This window comes from Clostridium nigeriense, from assembly GCF_050585245.1.
Lineage (GTDB): Bacteria > Bacillota > Clostridia > Clostridiales > Clostridiaceae > Clostridium > Clostridium nigeriense_A.
In genome coordinates this window covers 1-19,231 of sequence record NZ_JBNOOF010000002.1, presented here as the reverse complement: position 1 = coordinate 19,231, position 19,231 = coordinate 1, and the positions used below count along the sequence as shown (strand labels likewise).

Here is a 19,231-nt window from a genome sequence, read left to right as displayed (position 1 = left end):
TTAATTAGATTTTGCATGATTCATTATAGCAATAATATATTTTATTTACAACATTTGGTATTTAAATTATTTTTAATAATCTAAAAATAACTCAAAAAAATATTGTTTTAATAAACATTAAGTAATTTAATTCATTATCAGAAAATTTTAAAAGGACCTAAAATCTAGGTCCTTTCATAATTTAATCTATAGATATTAATCTTTGTATATGAACTGCTAAATATGCTATTTCTTCTTTAGGTAGTTCTTTGTTATATGTTTTATAAATATATTGAGCAACCTTTTCTGCATATTTTACTGAAGAAGCATGTTTGTGCTTTATTTGCTCATATAAAAAATCATCAGAACTATCTATTAATTTTTCAGCAAAAAATCTTTCTGCAAAAAATTGCATATGAGAAATAAATCTTGAATAATGAAAACTCTCCGTGTCAAAATCTTGATTTGTTGCATACTTAACTAAATTAACTACAGCTGAAATAAGTTTTGCTGCTCTCATAGCATCATGCTGATAACTTTTTCCACTTTGTGCGTTAACTAAGTGAAAGGCGATATTAGCAGCTTCTTCTTCTGGAAGATTAACATTAAATTTCTTATTAAGTAATTCTAATGCATAGACTCCAACACTAAATTCCTTTGGATAAAAGTTTTTAATTTCCCAATAAACTCTATTAAAAACCATAATATCATTATTATATCTTTCTACTGCAAAACTTAAATGATCTGTAAGAAGTAAATATATATTATCTGTAAATGTAGTTTCTAACTTTTCAGTAGCATAATTAATAATTTCTTGAGTTAATTCAAAATATTTTGCAGGAATTGAATTAATCATCTCCATTAATCTTTTAGCTGTTGGATTTTCAACTGGCATAAAAATCTGATTTTCATCATTATCATCTATCTCTTCTCCAGCTCTACGTCCATATCCTATGCCTTTTCCTAATATAATAAATTCTTGTTTCTTATCATCTTCAACCAATAATACACTAGAATTCAAAGCCTTCTTTATGATTAGCATAATATCCCTCTCAACATTAATTTATTTTAATTAATCCTTAGTTCATATCTTCTCCGTTAGTTTCAATAACTTTCTTGTACCAGTAGAATGATTTCTTACGTCTTCTTTCTAATGTTCCATTTCCAAAGTCATCTTGATCTACATAAATGAATCCGTATCTCTTTGACATTTGAGATGTTCCTGCACTAATTAAATCTATTGGAGCCCAGCTTGTATATCCCATAAGCTCTACCCCCTCTTCTACTGCCTTTTTCATCTCTATCATATGACTTCTGAAATATGCAATTCTATAATCATCATTTATTGAACCATCTTCTTCAATTTTATCAACAGCTCCCATTCCATTTTCAACAATAAATAATGGTAATTGATAACGGTCATATAATTCAATTAATGATATACGCAATCCAACTGGATCAATTTGCCATCCCCATTCAGTTTGTGGAAGATATGGATTTTTCACTCCCATAATCGTATTTCCTGCTGTTTTTTCCATCTCCTCTTCATTTTCACATGCAGCTAATGACATATAATAACTAAAGGATACAAAATCAACAGTATTCTCTTCTAATATTCTATCATCATCTTCATTCTTTTCAATAACAATACCTTTTTCAGCAAACATTCTTTTTATACGTTCTGGATATTTACCACGAACTTGTACATCTGAGTAAAAGTAGTTATTAAGATTTTCATTTAAAGCCTTTAAAATATCTTCTGGCTTACATGTTAATGGGTATGTTGTAAGCTTAGTTAGCATACAGCCTACTTTACTTCTTTCTATTATTCTATGACATTCACCTGTCACAATAGCTGATGCTACAAATTGATGGTGTAATGCTTGGTATATATCTTGTTCTTCTTTTCCTTCTTCACAACGATCTGCTACTATACCTGCTGTAGTAAATGGATGACGATATATACTATCTATTTCATTGAAAGTTAACCATAGTTTTACTAAATCTTTATATCTTTCAAAACATACAGTACAGAACTTTACAAAGTAGTCTACAACCTTACGTTCAACCCATCCATTATACTTTTGACTTAATGCTAATGGCATTTCATAATGAGATAAAGTTACTAATGGTTCTATTCCTAGCCTTCTCATTTCAGAAAATAAATTTTCATAGAATTTTAAGCCCTCTTCATTTGGTTCATTTTCTTCTCCTGTTGGGAATATTCTACTCCATGCTATAGAAACTCTTAAAACTTTAAATCCCATTTCAGCAAATAATGCTAAATCTTCTTTATAATGATGATAAAAATCTATTCCTCTACGTTTTGGATATAATTCAGAACTCTTATCTTCTATTGCCTTTTGTATTTGTTCACTAGTTATACCAACATGACCATTATAATCTGTAACACTTATATTAGATCTAAACATTGCAACATCTGCAACCGATAAACCTTTTCCTCCTACATTCCATGCTCCTTCAACTTGGTTTGCAGCAACTGCCCCTCCCCATAAAAATCCTTCTGGAAATCCTTTTTTAATACTCATTATTCTATACCTCCATTGCTTTAACTAAAACTAAATCTTTTCCTACTTTTGTATTACCTTGAGTTTTAGGTTGAATATCAACATTTTCCATATTAGTAATTACCATTGGAATTATTGTATCATATCCTTCTCTTTTAATTGCATCTATATCAAAGTTTAAAAGTAAATCTCCTGCCTTTACTCTATCTCCAACTTTTACCTTTACCTCAAAATACTTTCCCTCTAATTTAACTGTATCTATACCTACATGAAGAAGAATTTCTTTCCCACAATTTGATTTAATCGCAATTGCATGATTTGTATGGAATACAGTTTCTATTGTTCCATCACAAGGAGCATATAGAGCTCCATCTTTAGGCATTATAGCAATTCCATTACCTAATATTTTTTGACAAAACATATCATCTTTTACATCCTCAATATTAACAACTTCTCCATTTGCATAACTTACTAAAGTAATTTCCTTATTTAAATCATCTGATTGAACTACTTCTTCTTTACTTTTTTCTATAACATCTTCCTTTTGATCCTTCCAAAGTATAATACCTACAACAAAAGCAACTACAAAAGATATTAATGCACCAATTATTGCATAAAGTATATTTTTAGGTAGCTCTTCTGAAATAAACATTGAAATACTTGCAAGACCAGGTCCTACTGCTGCAAATCCTCTAACCCCAAATATACCTATAAATGTTGCTCCCACAAAGCTACCTGCCATAACGCTTGATAATACCTTCTTATTTTGAATAGTCAAGCTGTAAAGTGCTGGTTCTGTAATACCAAATAATGCTGATACTCCAGATGATATTGCTGTTGAACGAGTCTTATCATCTTTTGATTTAAGGGCTACTGCAAAACATGCTCCAGATTCAGAAATATTATGTGCTAATGATGCTGGTAAATATAAAAGTTCGTATCCCATTTCTGTAATAGATGATACTGCGTATGGTACTAAGGCTTTATGCATTCCTGTTGAAATTAAGAATGGTAAAACTGGAGCTAAAATAGCAATTGCCACCCATCCCAATTTACTATATAAGAATAATATGCAACTTGTGAAACCTTGTCCTAAGAAATATCCTAATGGTCCTATAGCAACTAAAGTAACTGGTACTGTAATTAATAATGTCATAAGTGGTACAAAAAATATACGAATTGCTTTTGGTGATATCTTAGTAAATAATTTTTCTACTTGAGCTAAGAATAACACACAAAGTATCGCTGGGAATACTTGAGAAGTATAATTAATATTTGTAATAGGTAGTCCAAATATTGAAGCTCCCTCTGCCATTATACTTGTCATTGATGGTAAAATTAAAGCTGCTACTGCTGAAATTGATACTAATTTATTTGATTTTAATTTAGAAGCAGTAGTACTTGCTACGAATATAGGTAAGAAATAAAATCCTGCTTCTCCAATATTATTTAATATATTATATAACTGACTTGATTTATCTAATACCCCAAACATAGCTAAAAGTAATAATAAAGATTTTAATATACCTGACCCTGCAATTACTGGAACTAACGGTTGGAAAACACCAACTATAAAATCAAGTATAGTTGCACCTATTTTCTTATTGCCTTCTGGAGCCTTATTTCCTTCTCCTTGTCCAATATTAGCAATTTTCATTATTTCATCATAAACTTCTATAACTTCATTACCAATAATCACCTGACATTGTGCTGAAGTAACTACTCCAACTACGCCATCAATTTTCTTTAATTCATTAATATTTGCCTTTTTATCATCAACTAATGTAAATCTTAAACGAGTAGAACAATGCTCTAAATATGCTACATTCTTCTCTCCACCAACATTTTTCAAAATATTTATAGCTGTTTCTCTATAACTTTTCATAATCAATTTCTCCTTTTATAATTTGAAATTTAGTTTAACTTCTGGAATTTACTAATTGAATTTGGCCAATATCAATTTAAAAAAGCAAAAAGGACCCAATAAAAGTAACACGTAAAAATAGTGTTATTTTTATTAGATCCTGCCTGCATTACCAGTCACATGTCTAAACATTAACTAAGATTATAATACTATATCCTAGCTAATTAGTCAATGTAAATCTTTACTTTTCAAAAATTTTTTTTTAATAAATATAGAACACTGAAAATTCTCAGTGTTCTAATAAAATAAATTCTCTTATATTCATTTTTAATACTAAGATATACTAGAATATTGTAATAATTACTATAAAAGCATAAATCACATTAATAATTCCAGATACTAGTCCAATAATAGAAAATACTTTTCCCTTTTGAGATGTCTTTGAAACTTGTGATAATCCGATTGCAGAAAAAACTATTGCTAATATTCCAATTAAACCAAGGAAATTTATAAACCATGAAACAAGACCTAAAACAAATCCAGCTATAGCCATTCCGTTTGTAGAGTTATTTTTATTCTCTAAACTATTATTATATTCGCCCAAGATAAGTCCCCCTTTTTAAATATTTTATAAACAAATATAATTTATACTTTTATATTATATTATCTTCCAAAAAATGTATACCATTATATTTAATATTAGTAAATTTATACTATAAAAAAATAGATAGATCCGTTTTTTCACAAATCTATCTACTTTCATTCAACATTAGAATCTTCGATTCACAAATTTAAAATACTAATCTAACTATTATATTAAAACTTGACACATGTTAAAAATTTGCTTTCTTCTAAAACATCAATAACATCTACAAATTTTAGGCGAAACATGTAGCCTATGGAGAAAACCTCCTACAGCTACAGTTCAAGCCACTACAAATGGCTATTGTATAGGAATATCTCTTGCAAAACATAGGGAAATGCTTTTTAATGATATAAAATTTTTAAGATATACTTGTATGAATCTTGGTGAAAGGCTTAGTTACATGAATAGTAATACTTGCATTACTATGTTTGATTCATTAGAAAGTCGTTTAGCTTCATTTATACTAAACAACTCTACAGATAATATATTTCATTATAACTTAACAGAATGTGCAGAGCTTTTATGCACTAGCTATAGACACTTATTAAGAGTTCTTAATACATTCTGCAATAATAATAAATTAAATAAAACAGGTAAATATTATAAAATAATAGATAAAGATTACCTTATAGAAATTGCTTCAAGTTCTTATGATCTAAATTCTTCTATATAATATAATTTATCTTAAAATCTTGGAAAAACTTATTTTTTGTTATATACTAATAATGTAAAATTTATATACTCAGAATGATTCTGAGAGAGGTTCGTAACCATCCCTCTATAAAAAACTAGGACCCTAATTTAATTTATTTTAAATTAGATTATTTTTGTTGTATAAAATTTCAATGAAATAACAACTAGATTTTTATAAGGGCTATTATTTACTAATAGTCCTTTTTAATTTCTAGCAATTTATAAAAAGCTTATGCTGTAAATAACTTTTTATAAATTATGTCCTATTTTATTTGTGATGGAATGAACTGTATAGTTCGTTCCTTTTTTACTCTTTAGGAAATTATAAAAGTGTTACCCTGTGAATAAGGTTTTATAATTTCCATCCTTTAGCTCTGAAGTGATTCTATTAATTTTGCGATGACTTGGAGCGAATGCGACGGAATAAGCAAAATTATATAGAATTACTTTTTTATTATTTATGAATATAAATTTTCATATAATCGGTAAGGAGAAATGTAAATGAAAAGAAAAGTAATAATTGATTGTGATCCAGGTATTGATGATTCATTAGCTCTACTTCTAGCTTTAAATTCACCTGAACTAGATGTTATAGGAATAAGTATTGTATCTGGAAATGTTCCTGCTAACCAAGGTGCTAAAAATGCTTTAAAAGTTTTAAAACTTCTAAGGAGAGATGATATTAAAGTTTATATTGGTGAAAGTACACCTTTAGTTAGAGAATTAGTTACTGCACAAGACACTCATGGTGAAGATGGATTAGGTGAAACTAATTATGAAGAAGCTGATATTGAAATTAATTATAACGGAATTGATTTTATATTAGATAGTGCTAAAGAAGGTGATGTTAGCATTATTGCTTTAGGACCTTTAACTAATCTAGCAAAAGCTTTAGAAAAAGATGAGTCTTCCTTTAATATGATTCAGGAAATAGTATCTATGGGTGGTGCATTTAAATCCCATGGTAATTGTTCACAAGTTGCAGAATTTAACTATTGGGTTGATCCTCATAGTGTAAAAAATGTCTTTGATAAAAGTAAAGTTCCATTTTCCATGGTAGGTCTAGATGTTACCCGTGAAATAGTATTAACTCCTAATCTTATAGAAGTTATAAATCAAATTGGCGGAGAAATAGGTAAATTTATTGTGGATATAACAAGATTTTATGTTGATTTCCATTGGAAACAAGAAAGAACCCTTGGATGTGTTATTAATGACCCTTTAGCTGTAGCTTATTTTATAGATAGAAGTATTTGTGAAGGCTTTACTTCTTATTTAGATATTGTTGTTAATGGAATTGCTATGGGGCAAACCTTAGTTGATGTAGGCGAATTCTATAAAAAAGAACATAATGGATTAGTTTTAACTAAAGTTGATTCTAAGAAATTTATGGAAATGTTTCTTTTCAGGTTATTCCCTGAACATATTAATGATATAAAATTAATACTTAACAATAAAAAATATGGCTTAATTTGATAATCGGGAGATAGAATCATGAGAAATAATAACATTTTAAAATTAACATTTATGTCTATTGCTGTTGTAATAAACATTCTTGGAGGCTTTATCGCTATTGCCCTTAAACTTCCAATATTTATAGATACAATAGGAACATTCTTAATTGCTTTCTTATTTGGACCACTAAGTGGTGTAATAACTGGTTTAGCTACCTCACTAATTAATGGCTTTACCTTTGATCCATATTCACTATACTTCTTTCCTGTTCAAATAGTAATAGGCTTAACAGCTGGTTTATGCTATAAAAAAGGATTATTTAAAGGTAAATTTATAGTTTTAGGCATTTTAATCTCAACTATAGCAGGTTCACTAATTGCTTCATTAATTTCAGCCTATGTTTTTGGTGGTATAACTTCCTCTGGATCTACATTTGTAGTTATGTACTTGAAAAACGTTGGTGTAAATATAGTAGCTAGTGTTTTCTCAACTCAAATATTATTTGATTTATTAGATAAGGCCGCTACTATTTTTATAGTATTAATCTTAATTAAATCTTTACCATATAATATGAAGGAAAAAATAGGTGTAATAAATGGATAGATATAATAAAATAATCAATAAAAATATTAGAGAAATTGTACTATTAAAAGCCTTTCCTTGTGTCTGGGGAAAATGTAGCTTTTGTGACTATATAGATGATAATAGCTTAAACGAAGAAGAAATAGTAAACCTAAATAAAGAAGTATTAAAAAATATTACTGGAGAATTTAAAGTATTAGAAGTTATAAACTCAGGTAGCTGCTTTGAAATTCCTAAAGAAACTTTAAATGATATAAAGAAAATAATTCAAGAAAAAAATATAGAAAAATTATTTTTAGAAAGCCATTGGTGCTACAAAAATAGATTAGATGAAATGAGAGAATTCTTCGGTATTCCAATTGTATTTAAAATAGGTGTAGAAACCTTTGATAATAACTTTAGAAATTTAGTATTAAATAAAAATGCAAATTTTAAAACTCCTGATGATGTAAAAGAACACTTTGAATCAGCTTGTTTACTAATTGGAATAAAAGGTCAAACTAAAGAAATGATTAAAAGAGATATAGATATAGTCCTTAAAAACTTCAAATATGCCACATTAAATGTATTTGTAAATAATACAACAGATATAAAAAGAGATGAGGAACTAGTAAAATGGTTTATTGAAGAATATAAATATTTAGATTCCTATGACAATATTGAAGTATTATATAACAATACTGATTTTGGCGTTGGAGATTAATAAGGCTACATAATGTAATTAAATAAAAATGGAGCTAATCTTTAGTGAATAAAAATTCACTAAAGATTAGCTCCTCTTCTATATTTATATATTAATCTCAAAATTATTATTTATCACTGAAACTTTATTTCCATTAAATATTGCTTCTTTATTATTTAAATTATCTATATTAATTTTACATAATATATCCCTCATATACCCTCTTATTTATATAATGATTATTCTATACTCTTTATAATTTTTGCTGGATTTCCACCAACAACTACATTATTAGGAACATTCTTAGTAACTACTGCTCCAGCTGCAACTACAACATTATTTCCAATAGTTACCCCTGGACAAATTACAGCTCTTCCACCAAGCCAAACATTATCACCTATTTTTACTGGTTTTCCATATTCATAACCACTATTTCTTTCTATTTGATCTAATGGATGAGTAGCAGTATAAATATGAACTCCTGGTGCTAAAAACACATTATTTCCTATTGTTATAGGACATACATCTAACATTACACAATCATAATTTGCATAGAAATTTTCACCTACTTTAATATTGTATCCATAATCACATTTGAAGGTTGGCTCTATGTATATTTTTCCTGCTACCTCTCCAAATAATTCTTTTAATATTTCAGTTCTTTTTTCTAATTCTGTTTCTAAAGTAGAATTAAATTCTCTAAATAGTCTTCTAGCATTAAGTCTTTCTTTTACTAAAACTTCATCATCTGCTAAATACATTTCACCTTTAATCATTTTTTCTTTTTCTGTCATAATAAATCTTACCCACCCTTAAATTTTATTTTAATATTATAATGTTATTATATTCCTATCTTATAAAAAATTCTTGTATTATTAATGCAATCAATATAATCCCTAAAGAATTTTGTAAAAAATAAGCTGTATCAAATTAAGTTATAGGCGAAAATAATAAAACCTAGGTAGTAAGTGGTAAATCTTCCCGCCTTAATACCTAGGTAAAAATAATATTTTTGTATTATATAAAGAAACTTATATAATAATTTCCTATTAAAGATATTGCAATTATAACTATACTCATTTTAAAGTCTAACTTTTTTAACTTGCCTAAATATACTCCTAAAGCACCTAATGCTCCTAAAGAAATTGCTATAATCCTATAAATAACATAGCTACTTGGTAATGCAGTAAATGCAATTACTGTAAGTGCTACTATTAATATTAAGCTACAATATATAAACCAAATTTCATTAAATATAGTATCTTTCTTTAAAAAAGCTATAGTTATTGTTTCTGCTATAATTATTCCAATTATAATTGTTGTAATAAATAAAAAACCTAATGCCATAAATATCATTCCTTTACAAAATTTTTAGTGGATTAATAATAAATAAACTATTCTTTTATTAAAATATCTACTGTATGAGCTCCTGCCCCTACTAAATCTTGTCTTTCACATGTAGATAAATGATAATCAATAAAAGTTTTAAATGTTTCTTCATCCATAGCATTTAAAATAGGTCTCATATAATTAGCTGGACCATCTGCTGAAATTATTTTTATTCTTTTTATTCCTGCTGCTTCATTTATTTTATTAATATCTTCAATCCTTACATAATCATACAAATCTTCTGGTTCTGATATAACATGAAAGTTCTCATCAAGCTTTCCATCTTCAATACACTTCTTAATATTATTTTCCTTAAATCCATATGTTATTACACTATATTCATTCATAAGATACGCAACTAATATTTTTCCATCTACTTTAGTTACTCTTTTTGCCTCTTCTAATGCTCTTACCTTATCTTCAAATTTATATAAATGATACATTGGTCCAAAAACTAATGTTATATCAAAAGTATTATCTTCACCTATAATTGTTTTTTCCGATTCAGTAGTTACATTATAATTATTATAAACCCATGGAAGAATTTCATTAGTAATGAACTCACCATAATTTTTATTGAAAGCTAGCTCTTCAACTCTGTTATTATTACTATCTACAAAAACACATACACTTTTTGGGATTAAATCTCTATACATTAGATTATCTAGTACATTTATTGCATTTAGTGTATTTATATGCATAAAACCATCCGTGAGTATAATAAGATTATTTTTCTCAAAAAAAGAAGCTGTGCACTAACAATTTAGTGCCACAGCCTCTATATTTTTATTCTACCTGTCTTCTATTACGCCTCATCACTGCACCTATAGAACATAAAATTACAGCAATCCATAAAGCAATTTTCCAATCCCTTCCTCCTGTATTCGGAATTTTATCGTAAGAGGATGAACCATTCGATCCTGAATCGCTTGAACCAGAATTATTTGTTCCTGAATCCCCTGGTTCTGGATTATCTACTCCTGAACCTCCTGATCCCGGATTATCTGTTCCTGTATCTCCAGGTCCCGGATTATCTGTTCCCGAACCTCCTGATCCTGGGTTATCTGTTCCTGTATCTCCTGAATCTGCTGTATAGACAGTCTCAATTGTAATATCATTCTTAATATAATCTGTTACCTTATTCCAATAACCAGTGTATCCCTTCTTAAGAGGAATTTCTGGATACTCATTATCTGTCAATGATTCTCCGTAATTCTTAGTTACAGTACCAATAACCTTACCATCTGCAGTAAAAGTAATAGTATAGCTATTTATAGAATACTGTGCTGTTACAGTCATATCTTCTGTAACATTCTCAAAACTATTATCCCATCCTGTAAAGGAATATCCCTCTCTTTGTGGATCAGATGGAGCTATAGCACTATTACCTTTTTGAACTATTTCTTCCTTTAAAATAGATCCGTCGTAATCTTTAAATGTAACTGTATATTTTTCAGTATCTTTTGAAACTTTAACAATACAATAACTCTTTACATTATTATCTGTAGCTGATTCAACTTTTATATATGCATATCCTTCAGATAATCCAGTTATAGTTCCATCTTCCGAAACAGTAGCAACTTCTGGATTAAAACTTGTCCAAGTAAGTTCTTTGTCTTTCTCATTAGTTGGTGTTGGAGACAATATTGCTACTGGATTAGCTGTTTCACCAACCTTCATCTCTATATTATGTGTATCAAGAGTTATCTTATCTGCTAAAACTGGTTCAGATATTACTGCAAAATTCACAGAATACTGTCCATCTTTCGTAGTTGCAGTTATATAGCTCACTCCTGGTTCAGATGGAGTATACATAGCCGCTTCATATTTCTTTCCATTTACATTTGCTTCGCCTAATTCAATCTCACCATTCCCTTTTGTAAGAGTCCAATCAAATGGTCCAAACATTCCATCTGGCTTAACATATGTCGTATCAGATATAGTACCAGCCTTGGCACCTTCACTCTCTACGCCATCTGCTACAATGAGAAGCTTATTATCTGCACCACTTGGGGCATAGTTAATGATAATTTCCCCTGTATTTGAATCATATGTGTAAGCATTATAGCCAGGATAGTTCTTAATCTCATATTTATAGCCGTTTGAATATACAATGTAAATATGAACATCAGATGGTAACGCATAACCCTCATCATTCACTAATTTAGCCTTATAGCTTCCCCCTATACTGAAGAAATCTGCTCCATCAAGCTTAAGTCCTTTAAGTTCTGTATTCACATCTCCTATCTGATGCAAACTAGATTGCCTATACTTTGCCATTAGTGTAGCTGTCTCACCCTGAGTTACATAAATTGACTGTGAATTATAGTTTCCCCCAGAAATAATGTCATCTTCTTTATTAGACTGATAAATTTGATCCCAGTCTATATCCATACTTCGTTGTACATCACCTATAGTAACTGTTAATACTCCATGGCCTTTAGGAAGAACTTCTTGTGATGAATTTACTGTCAGATACAAAAATCCTGAAAGAGCATCACTAGAATACTTTCCTACAGTAATAAGACCTGATGCATAATCATTAGCATAATCTTCATCTTCTGAAACTTCCCATCGTATATTATCTATCTTAACATTAGCTGGTTGAATATTATTTACCTTAACTACAAGTTCTCCATCAGGCTTTAATCCTGAAAAACTATCAATAGATAAATCAAAACTCTTAACCTCAGTATTTTTCTCTTCAACTGCTACTACACAAGTAGCAGAGGAACTACCATTTGAAACAGTAATAACAGCTTGTCCTGGTGCAATAGCAGTAACACGGCCATACTCATCAATAGTAGCAACTTCAGGATTGCTTGAGGTACGTGTAAGGGTATCAGCTAAAACTTCAGTATTATTATTAACACTTAAATCAAATTGCTGTCCAGGATTTAATAGAGCAGATGTCTGTGAAAGAACAATTCCACTTGAAGCATCAATTTTTATCGCATAACTTCTGTCATTAGCACCATAGTCTCCACATGAAACAAGAACATTTCCATTCCATTTATAATCATAATAATTATTTTCACCTGGATATGACTCATTAGCATGACTATATTCTGTTACATCTACAGTAAATGTAAGCTCCTTTTTTTCTGCTTCATAAACATTATTAACATAAAATGGATTATTCCTATCAATACCTATTTGAGAATAATTAGGATCACCATAACCCTCTTTATAGGTACGTGTTACATATGGTGCTATTTCAACAGATGCAATTGATCCATCTTCATCATATACTTTTCCAGTAATATATGTGCGACCATCTTTCTCATATATTCTAACAGCATTATTTTCAAGTTTTGGTGCTACTGTATCTATAGTAACTGGGAAGGAAATAACATCTCCAGTCATATCCATTGTATGACCATTAAATGTAGGCTCATTTTCCCCAGGAATTATGGAATCAAAGTTTGTAACATATCTATCTACTTCTTCATTATAAACTTCGTCGCCATAATCTCCATCTCCATAAGCAGTAATAGTATAGGTACACTTCGTTCCACTAGGAAGTACATTTCCCTCCATATCAGTCCCACCCCATTCTGGGAATGTACCGTAAAGGCTAAATGGTATAGCAGCACCTAAGCTAGAATTATAAAGACTCTTTGTTGGATAAGAAGCCCAATCACGCATATAAACCTCTCCAGTTTCAGAATCTTTTGCCTCAATAACTACTACTCTTGCATCACGAAGCTGATAAAGAATATAGTCATCAATACGGTCAAAATACTCATCTCCATTAGGTGATAGTGTTATATTTTCTTCTTTATATATAACCTGACTGCTAGATGACATTTCATCAAATACGTTCTGACCAAGATTAAAGAATCCTATAACTCCATAGATATCATTTTTTTGGTTACTTCCAACTATATTAGTATTCCAAGTGGATTCGTTATTTAATACATTCTCGCCATCTTCAGGTTCGTCAATCCATAAAGCTGAGTCAAATATTGGAGCTTTAGACCAATCACCATAGAATGATAGCATAGGCATACCTATCTGAGGATTCTCACTATCTGTTGCATCAGTTAAAATTACATATCCCTCTACATAAGTTCCATTTTCAAATAGCCTGTCCAACTCTGATTTTTCACTATCTGTTAATGATACAGTATTACTAAATGTTGTGTTCCCACCAGCAGGTACACTTACTTCTCCTAGTGATGTAGTTTTTATAATAACATCATTATTAGAAATAACATTACGTTCACCCCATTTGCTAGATGTAGACTCTGTATCAGGTCTCATCAAGACAACTTCAACATTATATTTTAAATCACTATCTGAAATATTATTTAAATTAAAACTTATATTATAACTACCATTTTTATCAGGGTCATCACCAAGTTCCAACTTACCAACCTTCTTATCATCAACTGTTATATAAGCCGGTGTTGACACAGCTGCTGATGCATTTACAAGACCTGCCCCCTGTTGACGTGGAGAATAATATGATCCATTTTTATCCTTTTGAGGAATAGCAGTACTAATTAATAACTGGCTAACAATATCTCCAATAGATGCCACTGGAGTTCCTGCAAAGGCACTTTCTTTAGCTATATGCTGACGAACCAACGAACCAACACCTGCCATATGAGGAGCTGCCATAGATGTACCACTCATCATTTCATAACTTCCAGTATATCCGTTATTGCTTGTGTTAACCTTATCTAATACTGTAGACCATATATTTCCTCCTGGTGCAGTAATTTCAGGTTTAAGCTCAAGTCCTGGACCTGCTCCCCATGAAGTAAATGAAGACATTTGTCCAGAGCTCGGATTATCAAGTGTTTCATCAACTTTAGAAACTTTTATTTTAACATCATATCCACTCTCTAAAGCATTTACTATTTCATAACCATCTTGTCCTGAAATAAATGCTGAATCTAAACTAGTACCTGAAACACTCATTCCAATTAATTCTGTACCGTTAGGATCATTATCATATACTATAACTCCTAATACACCGTAAGATTCATTACTAGAATTTACTCCTGAAAAACTAATAGCATTGTTAACTTTATCTGCAAAGGATATCTCTCCACGCTTTACAAGCGCTAAACCTGTCTTCCCGTTATTATATCCATTATTAAATCCGGCATTATAATAGTCATTATAAGTACCAACCCCACCTACAGAATAAATTGGATACTCCTTATCTGAAAAGTCCGCCTTCATAGCAACAGACCATGGGTCGTTGAAAGAAACCTTGTGCTCATTACCTTCATTATCATTCCACGTGAAATATGATTGTACTTTAATAGTATTGTCTATAGATGCAATACTAATATTACTACTATAAATAGCTGGAGATGACATCATAGATTCATCAGGATTAGATGTTAAGCTATTACCATTGTAACTATTACCTTCAGAAGACTTTTCACTATTTCCAGCAGAAGTCATAAGAACTATTCCTGATTTATTAACACGTTCATGGACATCATTCTGAATTGTATCGTCATTTGCAAAACCATTATCAGAACCTAAACTTAGGTTAATCATATCAGCCCCAAGCTTTAGAGAGTCTTCAAGAGCATTTACAATATAGCTTTCTGCTGCTCCTCCACCAGCATCAGGGAATACCTTCATGAATAATACCTGTGCATCAGGAGCAACACCTGAAAATTTAACTTCCCCTTCCTCAGTACTAGCAAATCCTGCAATAGTACCAGTAACATGGGTACCATGATCGCTATCAGCAGGTAAAACATTTAAATCTCCCTCCGCATAGTCACATGCATATGGTACCTTTAAATTTTTATAAAGTGCGTTGTTATCATAAGTTATATGATTTCCATTATTTCCAGTAGTAGAATTAAGTTGATTTCCCTTTAGAAACTCTTCAAGACTATTACCAGTGAAACGTAGATTCCAATCATCTATTCCATCGGTTGGATTTCCACTCATAAAAGAATCATCAGTAAAGGCTTCATGTGTACGTACAACTTCTCCGTTCCAATCAATCTTTATATCAAGTCCACTGTCAAGAACTGCAACTAGCATACCTTTACCTGTATCCCCTTGCCTCCAGGTTTCATCAACCCCTATCATATCATAACTATAGGAGTAATTTTCCTTGCCATCTTGCACCACTGAATTCTCAATAAGGTCAGGAAGATCATATGTGTGCTCAACATAAGCACGCTTAACTCCTTCTATTCCACTAATTTTATCAATGATACCATATGGTACACGAATAGCCATAGCATTTACGATAGTAGACCAATTATCAATTACTTCAAATTCACCTTCAGACACTCTAGCTATATTACTACTTTCATTAGCTAGTGTGGATATCTTAGAAATTACATTCTGCTGACTATCAATTATTTCATCAGATGCTATCTTAGCATCCTCTGAAGATAAAAAGTTAGATACTGCTTCCCCTGCTGAAGTTTCTCCATCAAGTAAAGAATAATTGCTAACTTCGTAATAATCCATCACAGGAGCATCTTCCATCTCTACGATGGCTGTAACTATCTCATCGTCCCCATAAATAGTTTCTACCTGTGATTCATTTGGTTTTGTTTTTAATTCATCAAGCCTAGGAGTTCCCTCAACTTCAACAGCCGTCAGCTGAGAATCATCACTCTCCTTTATATCTGCCTGAGTGTTAGTCGTTAACATCCCAACTAACATGAAAATCGTAATAATTCCCGAAAAATAACGATTCATCTTTTTCATGTTTTTGCCCCCTTTTTATTTAATTTTATTTACAACTCGTACAATATATACTACTAGTAATGTTAAATCAATATGTAACATTATGTTCTATATATATTATACATAAATATAATAATACTTTTTCCCACTCCTTGTCAATAAAAACCATTTTTATATAATTATAACTATTGTAAAACTTGACAAAAATGCTATTATATGAAATACTCAAAACGATTATTTTCAAAATTAATAAAAAAGTAAAAAAATGTGCCTAAAGGTATCAGAAGAAGGGAAATTTATACTATGGATTATAAAGATAAACCTAACCTGCTGCTTGAAGCTCTTGCATATCTTGGTCGAAAGGCATCAGGTAATACTTGGGATCACTTAGAACAAAAGATTAAACAAAGAAAATTAAAAGATAAAGATTCGTTTCATCAAACATTTTCTAAACTTAAAGAACTTACTATTCGTATGGATAAAAATATATCTATAAATGAAGATATACTAAATAAATATTTTGCTAACCTTGAAGGTTTTCCTTTCAATACCATCGGATCAACTTCAGTTGCCTTCCTCCTATTCTATAATGTTTTAGAAGAATTTGATGAAGATTTTGACTCTCTAATTTCATATATGAAAGGTTTCTCACATGATAGAGTTGCCTATAATATTGCTGAAGCTTTGGATATCTCAGATAATTGCAATATTCCTGGTTCATTAAATGACCGAGAATTCTTAGACAAAATTCTGTTACTTTCTGTTCCAGCTGAAATCAAAATAGTTATTCTAGACACCTACCGAAATTATCAAGAGGTATTAAATGAAATTTCTTGCTGTCTAAAAATTGTTATTAATACTTTAAAAAAGGAAAAAAATTCTTTAACAGACATAATAGATAATTTTAGTATAGAAGTAGTTGATACTGGATACATGGAATTTTTTAAGAAAATATCAAAGCTAAAGCCTGTAGATGAAATAGAATATCACCTAAGACCCTTCATTTTTGGTATGGATACAAACCTTACCTCTAATGTAAATATCAATAATGTGAATATTTACTGCGGAATCCTACGTAAAGATCTTTTAGATATGTTAAACGGACAGATTTCCTATGTAGACAATGTCTATGAAGCTTACCACCTTTTAGGAGATCGTACAAGATTTGATATTCTCTGTTATCTACGTCAACAAAGTGCATACGGTATAGAGTTATCAAATCACCTTAATCTTTCTAGGAATACAATTCATCACCACATGAGCAAACTTATCAATCATGGTTTTGTGGTTTGCACTACTGATGGCAAGAGAGTTTATTATTCACTTGATACTGAAGCCTTTGAAACCTTTCTTACAAGCCAGAAAGACCTATTCTGTAATAAAAGCTAATTACAATCGTAGTCAATAATCATAGCTATAAGCTATCCGCAACCCCACATCTAACTCGGGGTTTTCTAAATACAATAAATTACACCCAAATATTAAGCAATAGCTAATATTTTGGGTGTAATTTTATTACTATAAATTGTTATCTATTCTTTTGTTAAAATATCTAATGTATGAGCACCTGCCCCTAATAAATCTTCTCTTTCACATGTAGATAAATGATAATCAATAAAAGTTTTAAATGTTTCTTCATCCATAGCATTTAAAATTGGTCTCATATAATTAGCTGGCCCATCTGCTGAAATTATTTTTATTCTCTTTACTCCTGCAGCTTCATTTATTTTATTAATATCTTCAATTCTTACATAGTCATATAAATCCTCGGGATTTGATATAACATGAAAGTTCTCATCAAGCTTTCCATCTTCAATACACTTTTTAATATTATTTTCTTTAAATCCATATGTTATTACACTATACTCATTCATTAGATAAGCAACTAATATCTTTCCCCCTACTTTAGTTACTCTTTTTGCTTCTTCTAAAGCTCTTACTTTATCTTCAAATGTATATAAATGATACATTGGTCCAAAAACTAATGTCATATCAAAAGTATTATCTTCAAATCTAGCTAAATCTAACGCAGTACCTTGAAAAGCCTTTACTGAGCTACCTTTAGCCTTTAAAACTCCTAGATTATGTTTTACAAGTTCAATTGCTGTAACATCATATCCTTCATTAGCTAATGATACTGAATATCTTCCAGTACCAGCTCCAACATCTAATATTTTTAAATTCTTATCATCATTTAAATATTCATGAATATATTTCATAGAAGTTATATATTCAACTTGTCCATGTCTTCTTGTTAATCTTTTATCTTCACAAAATTTATTATAGTGTTTTTCTAATTCCACTGTCATTTCTTTTTCTCCCCTTTTAATATAATTGCTTAACTTATAAAGTGGATAAACGTTTCTTGTTAATACTTATATAAAACATTGATTTTCTGTTAGAAAAAACCTTGATCTCTCAAGGTTCTAAATTTACATTTTTATTAATTTCAAAGGCTCTAAGCCTTTATTTATCAAGATTCTTATTGAAATTATTATATACTTATCTCATATTTTTGTCTAGGTATACTTAATAGCCAATAAACCCTTAGTATAACAACTTTCATTATTCTACTAAGGGTCTTTATATAAAAATTAAATTCGGAGTAAAATGAAATTAATACTTAAAAACTATAGTTCGATTTCTGTCGTATCCTTAACAACTACTTGAGCTGCTTGCTTTTCAACTAGATCTCCATTTTCTGTTTTAATAAGATTGTTATTTATAAT

General features: G+C 30.0%; 14 protein-coding genes and 1 riboswitch. Of the genes, 5 read left to right on the top strand and 9 right to left on the bottom strand.

Annotated elements, in window-relative coordinates:
• Nucleotides 1–181 precede the first annotated feature (181 nt).
• From ACQPUY_RS03480 to ACQPUY_RS03465, 4 genes are all read right to left on the bottom strand, one after another.
• Nucleotides 182–1,021: a PRD domain-containing protein gene (locus tag ACQPUY_RS03480; RefSeq protein ID WP_430839540.1), complete on the bottom strand. Its 840-nt coding sequence runs from the start codon at nucleotides 1,019–1,021 to the stop codon at nucleotides 182–184.
• 37 nt (nucleotides 1,022–1,058) lie between these two features.
• The gene (locus ACQPUY_RS03475; protein WP_430839539.1) at nucleotides 1,059–2,528 is read right to left on the bottom strand and encodes a glycoside hydrolase family 1 protein; all 1,470 of its coding nucleotides are present in this window, start codon (nucleotides 2,526–2,528) and stop codon (nucleotides 1,059–1,061) included.
• 4 nt (nucleotides 2,529–2,532) lie between these two features.
• Nucleotides 2,533–4,392, bottom strand: a complete 1,860-nt coding sequence (locus ACQPUY_RS03470) for a beta-glucoside-specific PTS transporter subunit IIABC (protein ID WP_430839538.1) — start codon at nucleotides 4,390–4,392, stop codon at nucleotides 2,533–2,535.
• A 322-nt stretch (nucleotides 4,393–4,714) separates the two neighbouring features.
• A complete protein-coding gene (locus tag ACQPUY_RS03465; protein WP_430839537.1) occupies nucleotides 4,715–4,975 on the bottom strand; it encodes a DUF4190 domain-containing protein in 261 nt (86 codons plus the stop codon).
• Nucleotides 4,976–5,351: 376 nt separating this feature from the next.
• Here ACQPUY_RS03465 and ACQPUY_RS03460 point away from each other — a divergent pair, with 376 nt between their 5' ends.
• From ACQPUY_RS03460 to ACQPUY_RS03445, 4 genes are all read left to right on the top strand, one after another.
• Complete coding sequence (locus ACQPUY_RS03460; protein WP_430839536.1) at nucleotides 5,352–5,690, top strand: hypothetical protein; 339 nt, start codon at nucleotides 5,352–5,354, stop codon at nucleotides 5,688–5,690.
• An 80-nt stretch (nucleotides 5,691–5,770) separates the two neighbouring features.
• Nucleotides 5,771–5,815, top strand: a riboswitch (PreQ1 riboswitch).
• Nucleotides 5,816–6,211: 396 nt separating this feature from the next.
• Nucleotides 6,212–7,186, top strand: coding sequence for a nucleoside hydrolase (locus ACQPUY_RS03455; protein WP_430839535.1), 975 nt, complete (start codon nucleotides 6,212–6,214; stop codon nucleotides 7,184–7,186).
• Nucleotides 7,187–7,204: 18 nt separating this feature from the next.
• On the top strand, nucleotides 7,205–7,768 hold the full coding sequence (locus tag ACQPUY_RS03450; protein ID WP_430839534.1) for an ECF transporter S component: 564 nt from the start codon (nucleotides 7,205–7,207) through the stop codon (nucleotides 7,766–7,768).
• A complete protein-coding gene (locus ACQPUY_RS03445) occupies nucleotides 7,761–8,450 on the top strand; it encodes a radical SAM protein (RefSeq protein ID WP_430839533.1) in 690 nt (229 codons plus the stop codon). The genes ACQPUY_RS03450 and ACQPUY_RS03445 overlap by 8 nt, the downstream gene beginning before the upstream one ends.
• Nucleotides 8,451–8,668: 218 nt before the next feature.
• On the opposite strand, the gene ACQPUY_RS03440 is transcribed toward ACQPUY_RS03445, so the two are convergent.
• From ACQPUY_RS03440 to ACQPUY_RS03425, 4 genes are all read right to left on the bottom strand, one after another.
• Nucleotides 8,669–9,223 (bottom strand): maltose acetyltransferase domain-containing protein, encoded by a 555-nt coding sequence (locus ACQPUY_RS03440; RefSeq protein ID WP_430839532.1) that lies wholly within the window; start codon nucleotides 9,221–9,223, stop codon nucleotides 8,669–8,671.
• Between the two features lie 223 nt (nucleotides 9,224–9,446).
• Nucleotides 9,447–9,776, bottom strand: a complete 330-nt coding sequence (locus ACQPUY_RS03435) for a hypothetical protein (protein ID WP_430839531.1) — start codon at nucleotides 9,774–9,776, stop codon at nucleotides 9,447–9,449.
• Between the two features lie 47 nt (nucleotides 9,777–9,823).
• Nucleotides 9,824–10,537, bottom strand: coding sequence for a hypothetical protein (locus tag ACQPUY_RS03430; protein WP_430840245.1), 714 nt, complete (start codon nucleotides 10,535–10,537; stop codon nucleotides 9,824–9,826).
• Nucleotides 10,538–10,604: 67 nt separating this feature from the next.
• Entirely contained in the window at nucleotides 10,605–16,523 is a 5,919-nt protein-coding gene (locus tag ACQPUY_RS03425; protein WP_430839530.1) for a S8 family serine peptidase, read from the bottom strand.
• A 282-nt stretch (nucleotides 16,524–16,805) separates the two neighbouring features.
• Between ACQPUY_RS03425 and ACQPUY_RS03420 the strand changes: the two genes are divergently transcribed.
• Nucleotides 16,806–17,891: an ArsR/SmtB family transcription factor gene (locus ACQPUY_RS03420; protein ID WP_430839529.1), complete on the top strand. Its 1,086-nt coding sequence runs from the start codon at nucleotides 16,806–16,808 to the stop codon at nucleotides 17,889–17,891.
• A gap of 143 nt (nucleotides 17,892–18,034) precedes the next feature.
• Here the strand turns inward: ACQPUY_RS03420 and ACQPUY_RS03415 are convergent, their stop codons facing one another.
• Nucleotides 18,035–18,811, bottom strand: coding sequence for a class I SAM-dependent methyltransferase (locus tag ACQPUY_RS03415; protein WP_430839528.1), 777 nt, complete (start codon nucleotides 18,809–18,811; stop codon nucleotides 18,035–18,037).
• Nucleotides 18,812–19,231: the final 420 nt, after the last annotated feature.